11 protein-coding genes are annotated in these 13298 nt (G+C 40.1%); all 11 read right to left on the bottom strand.

What is annotated here, in order from left to right; all coding sequences use genetic code 11:
* Window positions 1-54: 54 nt before the first annotated feature.
* Window positions 55-1122 (bottom strand): 6-bladed beta-propeller, encoded by a 1068-nt coding sequence (locus KZP23_RS08685; RefSeq protein WP_226335848.1) that lies wholly within the window; start codon window positions 1120-1122, stop codon window positions 55-57.
* A gap of 304 nt (window positions 1123-1426) precedes the next feature.
* The gene (locus KZP23_RS08680) at window positions 1427-4498 is read right to left on the bottom strand and encodes an efflux RND transporter permease subunit (protein WP_226335847.1); all 3072 of its coding nucleotides are present in this window, start codon (window positions 4496-4498) and stop codon (window positions 1427-1429) included.
* A 3-nt stretch (window positions 4499-4501) separates the two neighbouring features.
* Window positions 4502-5581 carry an efflux RND transporter periplasmic adaptor subunit gene (locus KZP23_RS08675; RefSeq protein ID WP_394370972.1) on the bottom strand — a complete coding sequence of 360 codons (1080 nt, stop codon included), beginning with the start codon at window positions 5579-5581 and terminating at the stop codon, window positions 4502-4504.
* Window positions 5582-5835: 254 nt separating this feature from the next.
* Window positions 5836-6375 (bottom strand): adenylyl-sulfate kinase, encoded by a 540-nt coding sequence (cysC, locus tag KZP23_RS08670; RefSeq protein WP_226335843.1) that lies wholly within the window; start codon window positions 6373-6375, stop codon window positions 5836-5838.
* Between the two features lie 187 nt (window positions 6376-6562).
* Window positions 6563-7873 (bottom strand): glycosyltransferase, encoded by a 1311-nt coding sequence (locus KZP23_RS08665; RefSeq protein WP_226335842.1) that lies wholly within the window; start codon window positions 7871-7873, stop codon window positions 6563-6565.
* 196 nt (window positions 7874-8069) lie between these two features.
* Complete coding sequence (locus KZP23_RS08660; protein WP_226335841.1) at window positions 8070-8849, bottom strand: galactosyltransferase-related protein; 780 nt, start codon at window positions 8847-8849, stop codon at window positions 8070-8072.
* 270 nt (window positions 8850-9119) lie between these two features.
* Window positions 9120-10193, bottom strand: a complete 1074-nt coding sequence (locus KZP23_RS08655; RefSeq protein ID WP_226335839.1) for a glycoside hydrolase family protein — start codon at window positions 10191-10193, stop codon at window positions 9120-9122.
* A gap of 11 nt (window positions 10194-10204) precedes the next feature.
* Window positions 10205-11332 carry a BF3164 family lipoprotein gene (locus KZP23_RS08650; protein ID WP_226335838.1) on the bottom strand — a complete coding sequence of 376 codons (1128 nt, stop codon included), beginning with the start codon at window positions 11330-11332 and terminating at the stop codon, window positions 10205-10207.
* 69 nt (window positions 11333-11401) lie between these two features.
* Window positions 11402-11641: a hypothetical protein gene (locus tag KZP23_RS08645; protein WP_226335837.1), complete on the bottom strand. Its 240-nt coding sequence runs from the start codon at window positions 11639-11641 to the stop codon at window positions 11402-11404.
* Window positions 11642-11768: 127 nt separating this feature from the next.
* Window positions 11769-12149: a hypothetical protein gene (locus KZP23_RS08640; RefSeq protein ID WP_226335835.1), complete on the bottom strand. Its 381-nt coding sequence runs from the start codon at window positions 12147-12149 to the stop codon at window positions 11769-11771.
* Window positions 12146-13240, bottom strand: a complete 1095-nt coding sequence (locus tag KZP23_RS08635) for a BF3164 family lipoprotein (protein WP_226335834.1) — start codon at window positions 13238-13240, stop codon at window positions 12146-12148. Before KZP23_RS08635 ends, KZP23_RS08640 begins: the two co-directional genes overlap by 4 nt.
* Window positions 13241-13298 lie beyond the last annotated feature (58 nt).

The raw sequence follows: 13298 nt of genomic DNA, 5'->3' as shown, positions 1-13298 counted from the left end.
CAGCTGTGCTGATGGACCAAGCAAACTTGAGCCGTTGGCTCCTTTCAACAATTATTATTTCAATTCAACAATACCAACTATAGGGTTGGATTCTTCGGTTTCTTTATCCATGAATTCTGAAGCTTTCGCATAGTAAAACTTGTCTTTTTCTAAGTCTAGGGGCCTAAGCACGACTGGCTCCCCTTGATCATCCAGTGGTCCCACTTTTAGATTATAACTGATAGAATCCTTCTTATTAAAAACAAAAAACCGATTTTCCCTTTCTTGTACATATTCACATATCACGTAAGAATTTGAATTATTAATATTATAGATATTCACTGCCTTCCTCATTTTTAGTACATCTGAAGACTGTGGCTTTTCAAAATCCAATTTTAAAAAAGGAACTAACCTATCCTCCTTAAACTGATACAGGGTGTCCCTTTTAATATTTTCAGCAACTAGCACGGGGTAATATAGGTAGGTACCCTCTTTAGTTTTTGATATAAAATGCTTGTAATTGTAAACACTCACTATGTGTTTTTTTAAATTAACTGTCTTTAGTGTAATACTGTCCAACAATTCCAATTGAGGGCTAAATTCATGGAGAAATGAATAATTGACATAGCCCTCTTTCACCTCGTTTCCGTGAGAATTATAAAATTCATATAGTTTACCATCAGTAAATTCCAAACCGTATATATAATGGAAAAACTTTTTTTCCATCAATAATTCAGCATCCGCAGAATAAACCAATATCCTATAATTTGAAGCTATGTAAACATTTCCATTATGCGGATCCATGGCAAATGTATTAACTATCATATACTCACCGGGTCCTTCCCCATAGCTTCCGATTTGGTATAAAAACTTTCCTTCCAAATCAAAAACCAAGACTTTATCTCTATCAGCTATATAAAGCTTTTCATTATATTGTTTTACTTTCATTATATAACCCAACAATGCCGCCTTTGTGGTCTCCAATTGAATCCTTTTGACCGATTTTGCAATCTCATTCAATGCAAGGGCTGGATCAGCCTTTTCTGACACTGGAATAGTCGGCAAGATATTTTTAGGTTCCTCCGAACAACCCATTACTACTAAAGCAGCTAAAACAAGGCTAACCCTCCATAAAAAAAACATAGGCTTATCTATTATTTAATACCATTTTCGACACAACGAAAACAATATTTTTAGTCAGAGACTCAATTTAACCAGTACCAAGGCAGAGACTTGATACAACATTTCTAATAGCTCCGTTCTTCATACTCCATATTTCCACCTCGTACATCTCTACCCGTATTTTATTCGACCCCTTCAGGGTCGCTAGGCCTGATGATGCTTCACCATTAAGTATGTTTACCCCCCTTTGGGGTTTGAGTCAAGATAATTCCTGCAATACAGTCAACAGGATTCCTACTTTATACTCCATACTTTGTACTTGATACTAGCTACTAACTACTCCAATCTTTCTTCTTTCCTCTTTATTCTTTTTTCTACTCAACGCCCAATACATCAAAGGCACAAAATACAATGCGGTCAGCGTCCCGATCGTCAAGCCGCCCATCACACTGAACACCAAAGGTCTTTGCAGGTCCGCTCCCAGGCCTGAACTGAATACCACGGGCAGCAAAGCCAAAATAGTGGTCATCGAGGTCATCAAAATGGGTTTCAGCCTGATTTCCCCAGCCTTAAAAAGGGCCTGTTCCAAAATCTCCCTGTCCGTCAAATCCCTTTCCTGCTCCGCATATTTCACCCTCAACCTGTTAATGGTGTCGATCTTCAAAATGGCATCATTGACCATAATCCCCAGCATCACCACCAGACCAATGGCCGACATCACATTTAGGGAAGTCCCGGTCAACCAGAGCACTAGCAAGGCCCCTCCAATACCCAGCGGCAGGGTAAAGATCACAATCAGCGGTTGTACAAAACTTTCAAACTGGGCTGCAAGGATAAAATAAAGCAGCAGTACCGCTACGCCCAAAATCCCAATCAATTGTTGAAGATTTTCCTGATCTTTGAAATATTGTCCGGAAAAAGACACACTGAGATTTCTATCCAATCCCCAGTTTTTAAGCTCCCTCTCCCTGTTTTGTGGATTGGGCGCCGTAATTTCCACAGATTGGTAAATCCCGGTCTTATCCGCCGTCACATACTTATAATGGTCCTCATATCCCACTTGGATAAAATTGGCCAGGGCATAAGGCTGCCCCTCCTTGGAGCGCAGGTAATTGCTTGCTAAAATCCCCCTATAATCGGCATCATTTTCCAATAAGCGGATCGGGGTCACCTCGCTGAACTGTTTGATCTCATCAATGGTATAAGCGCCGAAAAGCCTTTCAATCTGCCCCGCTATCTCATTGAGCTCAATTTGGTACAAGGCCAGTTTTTCCAAATCCAAGTGAAAGACCACAGCAGATTCTTCCTGCAAGCCGGGACCTTTCTTCCACTGTTTCACCGGCAAATCCTCCAACCAAGGTTCCATGGTCGCTGCATCAACTGGCTTTTTGTCCTTCAGGTCCTTCCAGCGCATTTCATAGTAGGGCCTATTGGAAGCAAAAAGCTGGTCAAAGGCATTGGGAGCATCCATCAGCTTGATGCTGGCCTGTGGATATTGCGCCCTCAGCTGTTTTTCCAATTGTGCCGTATATTTTTCTTTGCTTGCCTGATCCCTGAAGTCAATATAAATGCTGGCCTCTTGTACCGAGTTTTCCCCATCAAAAAGCAAAAACTGACGGACTCCCACATCTGCCTCCGCATGTTCAAAGCTATTTCCCAGCAATGCCATCATTCCCTTTACCCGCTCAAGGTTCTGCTTTACCGCTATGGGCTCATTCCAATCCAGTTCGATCAAGACATCTTTTTTCCCGATCGGAGGCAATCCTTCTTTGGGCAATGCCAGACCGATCATCAAAAACAGTGGAATAAGGGCCAATAATAAAATCAAACTCAAGCGCCTTTGGGTCATCAGCCTTTGGTAGCCACTTTTATATAAAGCCAAGACCCATTTAAAAAAGCGGCTATCCTCTTGGTTGCTGTCCCATTGCTTTTTGGCAAAGAAAAGTCGGTAAAGTAAAGGCAATAATATAAAGGCCACCAGCAATGAGACAAATAGAATGGCTGCCACCGACACTGCCTGATCAAAGAACAAGGCCCCGGAAATACCACTCAGAAAAACCAAGGGCACAAAGACCGCCAAAGTGGTCAGCACAGAAGAGATCAAAGCCGACATGACTTCATTTACCCCCTTGACGCAGGCATCAAAAAGTGGCAAGCCCTCCTGTCTTTTGCGGGTGATATTGTCCAAAACAATAATGGCATTATCGATCAACATGCCCAAGCCCAAAGCCAGGCCACTTAGGGAAATCACATTGATGGAAATCCCAAAAGCATAAAATACCAGAAAACTGATCAGTAGGGAAGTGGGCAGGCTGACACCAATAATCAAGGGCATCTTATAATTGCCCATAAAGATAAATAATACCCCAAAGGCGAAAATCCCTCCAAAGAGCAAACTGGTCTGCAGGTTATTGATCCCCGCATTGAGCAGGGCGGATTGGTCCTGGCTGAGGGCAAAATCCACCTGCGGATAATCCTTTTTGAACAATTCCACCGACTCGCTGACCTTTTCCATCAGCTCATTCATCTTGGCTGCCGCCTGCTTGTGTATGGTGATCACCAAGCCTTCCTGCTCTCCATATAGGTGGTAGCCCATGGGACTTCCCATTTGGTATTGGACATTGGCTACTTTATTCAACTCCACCATATTCCCCCCAGGTCCCATTACGGGAAGCCCTGCTATATCTTCAGGGGTATCCACCCGGGTCGCCAAGCGCAAAAAATAACGATATTGCCCATCCTTTACGCTTATTCCCGAAGGTTCGCTGTTTCCAGATCGTATCGCATTGATGACATTTTGCTCGGTCATGCCCAAGCCAGCCAAGACCGCCTTATTGGGTTCCACGGTAATGACCCTTTCCTGCTTGCCATTGATATCTACCAGGGATATTCCCTGCAGTTGCTCTATGCGCTTTTTTAGGACATTTTCGGCCAATTTGGTTACTGCGGCATAATCTGTTCCTTCCTTTGGAATCACCTGTAAGCGGACCATGGGAATGTCATTGGTATTGATGCGGATGACCTGGGGGTGGGCAAGCTCTTGGGGCAGGCTATTGGTGAGGCGGTCTATTTTTTCATTCACTTCAATATAGGCCAGCTCCATGGAAGTGCCATAGGCAAATTGGAGCCTCAGCGTACCAGTTTCACTGCCTGCCTTACTGTCCATATCTTCAAGCTCGTTGAGGGTGATCAGTCCTTCCCGCACCCTGCTCAGCACATTCTGCTCAATGGCCTCAGGAGAAGCATTGGGATAATTCACCTTTACCACAATCTGCGGCACATCTATGGGCGGCAATAAGGATATGGGCAGCTTGGTGAAGCCAATTAGGCTAAAGACCATCAGGGCCAGAAAAACCATGGTGACCGCTATGGGCCTTGATAATAAAAACCTGACCATGGGCTATTCTTTTTCTTTGACGATCTGTACTGGTGCTTGGTGAGCCAACTGCAGGTTATTGCTGGTGATGACCGTTTCCCCATCCTTAATCCCATCAAGGACCTCTATCTCCCGGCCATTGTCCTTGCCCACCTCCACATAGTTCCACTTGGATTCCTTCCCATTGAGGGTAAAGACCACCGGACGTCCTGAGCGGTAGACCAGGGCCTGCTTGGGTACGACCACATTATCATTTTGCGGGGCACGGATCACTGCCCGGGCATTCATCCCGGGAAGTAATTTTTCTCCTTTTTTAAGTTTGATATTGACTTCCACCAGGCCATTTTCATCCACCTTGGGATTGATGCTGCTCACCCTGCCTGATAGGCTGCCCGTTCCTGCAGCAACAGGATATACCTCCGTCTCCTGTGCAAGGGAAATAAAGGGAATGTCCGACTCCAGCACCTTGACCCTCAGGTTCAGCTCCTCTGTACTCAGGATTTCACAAAGCTCGTCCCCCGCATTGACCAAGCTACCGGGCTTAAGCTTCAGGTCAGCCACCTTGCCCGATATGGGTGCTTTGATGGTGGACTTTTCCAATTCCAGTTCTGCTTCCTTCAGTTCGATTTCAGCTGATAATAGCCCACTGCTGGCCTTGAGCTGCTCTTGCAGTTCTGAAATCTTATCTATATCGTCACCCTCCATGATGGTGGAAAAACCCAGCATTTCACTGTTATAATTGGCCTGGGCATTTTTCAGCTGCACCAAAGCCTTCTCTCTTCTGAATATATTATCCGTATTATCCAAAAGCGCCATCACTGTTCCGGCCTTTATGGATTGGCCCTCTTTAAGATTAAGTGCTTTGAGATAGCCCCTCCTTTCGATAAAGACTTTGACCTGCTGGGCGGCCTCCACCTTGCCAGAGGCATTGATCAGGTAATCAAAGGAACGCTTTTCTGCCTTGGCCACGGTGACCTTGGTGGCAGTCACTTCATTCCTCATGGATTCCAGGGGAATCTCTTCCTGTTTTTCACCCTTGCTGTCACAGGAAAAGCAGAGCGGAAGGGCTAAAAATGGCAGTAAAAAATATGGTTTTAACTTCATAGATTTCATATAAAACTTTCGAAACCTTAATTAACTAAATTATTAAGTAAAAGAAAAGGAATTTTGGGGAGATGTAAGATTTTAGATATTAGACGCTAGATTCGAGACGCTAGAAAACTTAACCACAGAGGACACAAAGTTATCACTGAGGTTCGCTGAGCTGGCTTTAGGTCCATTGTGTCTTTGTTCTTACTTATTTATATTGAAGTCTTGCTACATCATTCATGCCTTAAATAAATTCAAGCAAGCATTTTTTATGATCTTCTTACAACGCTCACAGATAAGACCGATAAAATCTTCTGCAAACAATCCTCTACGTTTTCTTTATCAGTATTTAAGCTCAGCACATCTCCAAATGGAATTTCAAATTCTTGGTCTATTCCAGTAAATGATTTTATCTTTCCTTTTCTGACTTTTTTATATAAACCTTTTGGATCACGGTTCTCACAAATATGAAGAGGACAGTTTACAAATACCCATTCAATGACATCTTTCCCTAAAATACTTGTAATATAATCCCTGTCTTTTTCAAACGGTGTAATAGCCGCCACAATAGGAATCACCTCCGCCTCCAACATCAAGCGGCAAACCTCCGCAATCCTTCTTACATTTTCCCTTCTGTCTTCTTTGCTAAAGTCCAAACCACTACTTATTCCTTTCCTTATTTTATCTCCATCCAAGACAATACTTCTGACTCCTGCTTTTCTAAAATGTTCATGGAGGGCACTTGCTAAAGTACTTTTGCCTGCCCCTGAAAGTCCAAAAAACCATATTGCTTTATTTAGATCATTCATATTGTGTTCTTATAAAATCAATTCCATCCTAAAGTCCTATGATTTGCAAATCACTTCAAAACCATGGTCCAAGACATGTGGGGCTCTTATTCCATTTTGATAAACCTCATTATCTATCTTAAAATTAACTGTCATCCTATTGGATAGTTCTTTTTGAAATCGAACATGATTACAAATCAAAAATTGGTTACTTCCCTAATAATTCTAAATTTCTATCTGAGAGGGGTATATGCGTACCTTGCATCTCTTGTAAAAGCATCCAGTATTGCTCCCACATCTTATGGGAGGTAAAATGGTTCTCAGCTTCTTCTAAACCATTCTTTTTCAATTTTATGCCAAGCTCTTGATCATTACACAAGCGGAGAATATTATTGGCTATTTCATCTGAATCAAGGGTCTTCTTCCCTTCTTGATCATAATGAATGGTCAACTTCAAGGCATCGTGCTCATGTCTAAACATATCCTCTAGCCCCTCCACACTGCTTACAATAATGGGAATCTGGAAAAAACGCATTTCTATTGCTGTATAACTGCACTGCTCATGAAGGGAGGGCAAGACACCCACGTCAGCTAAACGGTACCAGTCATTGACCTCTTCTTTTGGTAGCTTGCCTGTAAATGTCACCTTGGTAGAGTACGGGTAAACCAAAGGTATAAACTCATCAAAATCTCCTTTCCCAACCAGCACCAACCTACAAGTAGGCTCTACTTCTAACACTTTCTTAAAAGCTTCCAGCAAATAGCCCAGTCCTTTATCTGCCTTGATTCTTCCTGTAAAGAGGATTACTTTTTCTCCTTCAGGTATTCCAAGCCGTTTGCGGAGCGCACTTTTATCAATCTTTCCGGAACTGGACTTCATATCTATCCCATTGTAAATGGTACTTACCTTTTCTGTAGGGACATCCAAATACCGGGTAAAAAAGCTTTTGGCTTGATCAGTAACAGTCACTACTTGATCGGCTAACATCGCTATGGCCTGCTGGTAACGGGTAAACTCTATTGCGGTAGAGGCATTTGGGCTTCCATTCTTCCTGTAAATTCTTACAAAATCTTCATCGCAAACATTATAGTGAATCTTCCAGCTCCAGGCATGATGCACATATAGTAACTGACAATCTAAATGTTCCTTTAGCTCAAAACACACATTTAAGTAATCGATGGAATTCACCCAAAACACTGGATTATCGATCTCTTTGATGTAGGGGTATATGATTTCAACTAGTCGTTTAGCGTAAGTCTGTTGTATAAAATCTTGAGCGCTAGCTAGAAAAAGTTTGTTTTCAGGCTGGGGAATACGGAGTACCTCTACGCCATCAATCTTTTCAAACCCCACCCTTTCAGCATCTTTATCATCTGTTTGAATTACTATGAAACGAATACTTCTCTCCTCTTTAATGAAAGGTAAAAGACTTCCAATATGTGATCCTGCCCCAAAGTTTCCAGTCCTCTGTCCGCAGTAAAATAGGATGAGTGTGATGGGTGAAGTGTTGTTCATCATTGTTGTAGAATTGTTTTGTAGTCGAATTGTTTCACTGTCTAAACCATTAAAATGTGAAACATTTAAGTGCAACAGGTATTTAAATTCGGCACCATTAATAGATCTCTATCAGTTATTTCATATAAGCAAAAAACACCTATGGGAACTAGGGAAACTGATATCTTCCAGTCCCCACTCTCCTTTCGGTTAAATTGAATTAACATTTTATCCATTCCCAATTTTCGATTAATGACTCCAGCTCTTCCTTATCTGCTTTACAGGTTTGGAGATAAGTTTGACTGCTCTTGACAGCTTGATTATTATCATAAAACCAAGAATTGGCCATTCTTTTATGCCAAAGATGAAATAACGGTCCTTCAGGGCGATAGATCCTTTGCCCCAGCTTTCCTAAGCGTTTTACCCTTTCTGCATCATCATGGCCCCAACCTGCTATACCTTCATTTTCCATCCCGCATTTACGGTACGCTGCACGATCAAAAATAAAACATCCTCCCACAGAGAGATAGGTATCTACCGCAAAAGCTGACAAACTTTCCATCAAAATAGCCGGCTCAAGTAATTTCGCAAACAGCTTTCTGTGGTACCGGTCCACCTGTACAAACCTTCCATCATAGGGCAATGAGAACCTTGCTTCTTGCTGACGAATCATTTCTACCGAATTTATGAGTTGCTTTGGGAGAATAATGACATCCGTATCATAAAGCACCGCCAAGGGTGTATCGCAAGCTTTGATGAGTTTGTTGTTGATACGCGTCCTCCGAAATACCCCCTCATGAGAAGACTCAAAGCGATAATGTGTATTTTCCTTGATCCAATTGGGAACTTTTTGATTTACATCATTCTCCCATATCCAAATGGAAGTATCGAAATACTTTCTAAGGTATGCAATGATCACTTCCAGATTAAATAGTCTGTCGGGATGGTCTATCCGGACAGGTATTAGAAAGCTAAGGTCTTTAAGGTTTATTTTCTCCAAGGTGTTTATTGGTTTTTTTAATTTCTATTTTAGGAGTTTAAATTCCTGTTATTGGGAAGTTCCTGATTGCAAATCAGGAACAGCGTAAATGCTTCGACTTTTGCTCAGGACAGGCTTCAGAAACAGCATGTGTGAATAGAACCGTCATCGCGAACAAAGTGAAGCGATCCCGTTCTCTATCAACGAGATTGCCTGCCCTCCCTGCCTACCAGCAAGACAGGCGGGAGGCAGGCTTCTCTTCGCTATCGCTACGATCGCAATGTCCCTAAGCTAGGAGACGTCCTCAGCCTGCTTTTCATTCTTAATCTTCAATTTTCCATTCTTCATTTCTCCCATTCCCAAAAGTTCCAACCAATCGCAGTTGCCCGTTTCCAAGCTTTGTAGGGGAAGGGCAGTACCCACTACTCCCCTTTCCAAACCCATAGGGATGGCTCCCGTTCTAGGGTCGGCGGGAAAAAGGCGGCTGAGAGGAATCTCTTCCAATGTCTTTCTTGAGTATTGCTCCAGCTGTTTGGATAAAGCCAATGCCCCAGTAGCTTTATCCAATAAGTTCAAGAACAAGGCATAAATAGCTGATTGATAAAAATCCACTTGCTCCTTGGATACATGCTCTATATACATCTCCATTCGGGCCACCATCTTTTCATTTTGCCAAGAACTCGGTTCTTGAAAGAGTGTCCACCAGGCTTCCAGCTGTAACCAGCTCACCTTTTCTTCGGCCAATTTATCTGTGATGATCTTTCTTACTTTATGCGTCAGTTCAGCTATTTTCTCTTTTATATATCCCAACTGTTCTACTTGCAACAGATACAGATAGACACCACTCCATCCATTCCAAATGCTGAGGTCATACTGATTTAATTCCTGGATTTGCATCCCCTTGATGAGGTGATCCAGCTGGTCAATGGAAGCAATGATCGCTTCTTTATACCGCATAACTTGAAAGGAATCTTCTGAAAAACTTTTATCCTTAAGACGAAACAGAAAGTACATCCCTATTCCGGGCAAACCCTGTGAAAAGGTAATTTCACGGCACCTGGCACCAAAAAGCACCTTTATCAGGGTATCTTCTGGTTCTGAAAACAGCCTAATAGGACTTTCTTCCAAAAATCCCTTCTTGTGCAGGTAATTGATAAGGCTACCGATCCCTGCCAATCCACTTCCATAGTCCAGTGAAATATTCTGGTTTATTTGTCCTAAGAGTTCTTCTAAAAATGAAAATGATATCTCTTCTGAATAATAATTGTTTTTACCGAGGAAAAAGTAAATAGCAGCCGAACTTTTTCCGTCTATCAAACCCAAATGGTCGGAAAAAGAAAAATTTAGATGAAGATAATTAATCATTAAAATTAAATTTAACTACCTGTGACAGGGGTGATTTTATTAAAAGGAAAGTCAAACTCTGCAATTCCGGGATCTTTATCAGTTGTCAATCCATATAATTTCTTATTAACTTCATCAACAACTAAGTTTTGTAGAGATCTGTCAAGATTTAGTTCGCAAATGACATTCCCCTTTAAATCAAATACAAAAACTTCTGTAGAGTTTATACCTGTTGAATTAATTTCCTTATTGGTCCTACCGCAATAAAGTGCATAAATAAATTTGTCCCCAACGAAAACATCCCTGTACTTATAAGGTTCATCTCTATCCATGATCAAAGCTGTTGAGGCTCCGTTTACACCTTTAGTAAAATGGAAACTAGGTAATCTATTAACTGGCCCATTGACTACAATTATTTCTTCATTTCTCTTGTCTAGGATTTCAAGTCTGTCTCTTTTCACTCCCGCTGCAACAAACAAACCTTTGTTATTGTTGCTATTTAATCTACTCAAATGCAAATCACACATCATGTAATTAGTTAATTTACCAGGCACAGATACATTTGTCCAGTCTCCATATTCATTTATTCTATCCCCATTTATATTAAATTCTACAAACCTATTTGGATCATTGGCCATTCTACACATAACAGTCGAATCGGATGACCAGACCATAGATATTGCCATATAAAAACTTCCCTCTTGTTTAATCTGGTTTTCTGAAAGTTTAATTGTATCATTTAGGAAGAATTCAGAAAATCTCTTCTCTGTAGCACTATAAACCCAAAAAGAATCTTTTTCATTACCAACATCTAACATATAGGCATCAGTTATCTCTCCTGGGCCAAAACCAATTACTCCTTTTTCACCTACATATTCCCAGTTTTTTGTATCTATAATATGTACAGGTGGATTACTTGGGTCAATTCGATTATGCTCACCTATTACCAAATAGTCACCTTTAAGAATAATCCGCATGGGTCTTTTAAGTTGGGAAAAATAATGTTTTTTACTTTTTAAATTAAGTCTTTGTGAAACGTCTTCTAACGTATATTCTTTTTTCAACCTATTTTCATCGCTAGAATTATTTTTTTTGCATGAAAACACAAATGATAATATTACCGCAAAAAGATAAAAAAGAGTCTTATGATTGCTTTTCATTTCAATATATTTAACCAACAATAATCTTTAAAGTGAAGAATAAGAAAAAAGGGGTTTCCCCCTTTTTTCTTATTCTTGTTCATGGTTTGTGCAAGTATCATCTTGGGAGTCTCGATCTACTTTTTCATCAAACATAAAAAACTGCCCATATTCATCAATACATCCTTCTCCATTAAAAGCGCAACACATATAACCGAATCCTCCTCCAGTAGTTTGTGCTTCCGCATCAATAGAATGAAATACACCTACTCCCATAGCTGCCACACTGGCTGCCATTACTACTTTTGATAAATTTCTTTTCTTTTTCATTTTAAAAATGGTTTTGATTAAATAATTTATTTATCGGTTCTAACCTATTAAATAATCCTATGGAAATGGGAAAGTGTATCTAAATAGCCCGTGAATGTCACTCCTCAACTCGTGAGTGCAAGTATTATTATAATTTGATTTTACTAGAGACTCTATATGGACTAAAGGCATTATACATCTCTAGTCCAAAGTGATCAAAAATAATTTGGACCCGCTCCTTTTGCCTATAATCAATGGCATCTATATTCTTGTAAAGCTGCATTAAAGGGCTGCTGTCTAGTCCATTCAAACTGGTTTCGCTTGCAACCCTAAAGGGAATGAATGACATTACTTCTGCAATATTTTCGTAATGAATAACTCTCTCTAAAATGGAACGGATTTGCTTCCGGGGATCTAGGAGAAAATCCCAACTGGGTGTAATTTGCTTCCAATATCTATCGGAATACACGCTCCTATCTTCTAACAATTCATAATTTGATAATAAAGCCAGGTCACCAATGACCATCATTTAGGCATTTCAAAAACAGCAATTCCTGGATTTTCATCAGCTGTTATTCCATAAATTTTTCTTGATTGCTCATCAACCGCCAAAGCCCTTATTGGTATATCAATAGTAAAAGAGCTTCTAAATTCTCCTTTCAAATTAAATATAAAAATGTCCTGAGCAAATTTGCCTTCTCTTAACATCTCTTTTCTTGTATATCCAGAATATAAACCGTATATATACTGCTCTCCAATGTAAATATCCCTGTAAGCTACTGGATTTTCTTCATCAATAATTATTACTGATGACTTTCCTTTTCCTCCTGATACGAAATGAAATTCAGGAATTTCATTTCGTGGTCCATCAACAGAGTAGACCATACCTTCATTTCTATTAAAAATTTCAATATGATCTCTATAATAAGATGCATTAACAAAAATATCACGATTCTTACTACCTTTAAACCATCCTAAATGCAGCTCTGCCATATTAAAATCGTTTAGATCCTTTCCAACATTTAAATCCTGCCAGAGGCCATAACTACCTAAGCGTGTTCCATCTATATTAAACTCCACAAATTTACATGAGTCATTCGCCATTCTACATACCACTGAACTATCCGAACTCCAGGCCATTGCTGTGGCCATAAAAAAATTCTCAGCTTGTTTTATTTGATCCTCAGAAAGGTGCTTTTTGTCATAAATATTGAATTTGGAAAACCGTTTTTCGAGTGATGAATACACCCATAATACACTATCTTCTCCACTTGCATCGATCCCATAAGCATCAGAGATTTCTCCAGGCCCAAAGCCTATTTTTCCCTTTCCTGAAAAATATTTTAAATTACGTTTATCAATTAAATGAATCGGAGAATTATAATCATTAATCCTCCTACTTTCTCCTATTATTATTAATTCATTTTTTAACTCAATTTTTTTTGGGTTTATCAATTCCTTAAAATTATACTTTTTCGCTCTTAAATGTATCGGATCATCAACCGATTCGAATTCAAAAGATCTATAATATTTTGACTCTTCATTTTCTTTACCACAAGAAAAGATTGTTATTAACAACGCAAATACAAAAAGTGTTGAACTAAAATTGATATTATTCATTTAGGATTTAAGTTATGAAATTCGTGAAATTTGGGACGAAAGTAATTCGTCCCAAAAT

It is taken from the genome of Echinicola marina (assembly GCF_020463795.1).
Classification (GTDB): domain Bacteria; phylum Bacteroidota; class Bacteroidia; order Cytophagales; family Cyclobacteriaceae; genus Echinicola; species Echinicola marina.
This window is presented reverse-complemented; position numbering and strand designations above follow the sequence as displayed.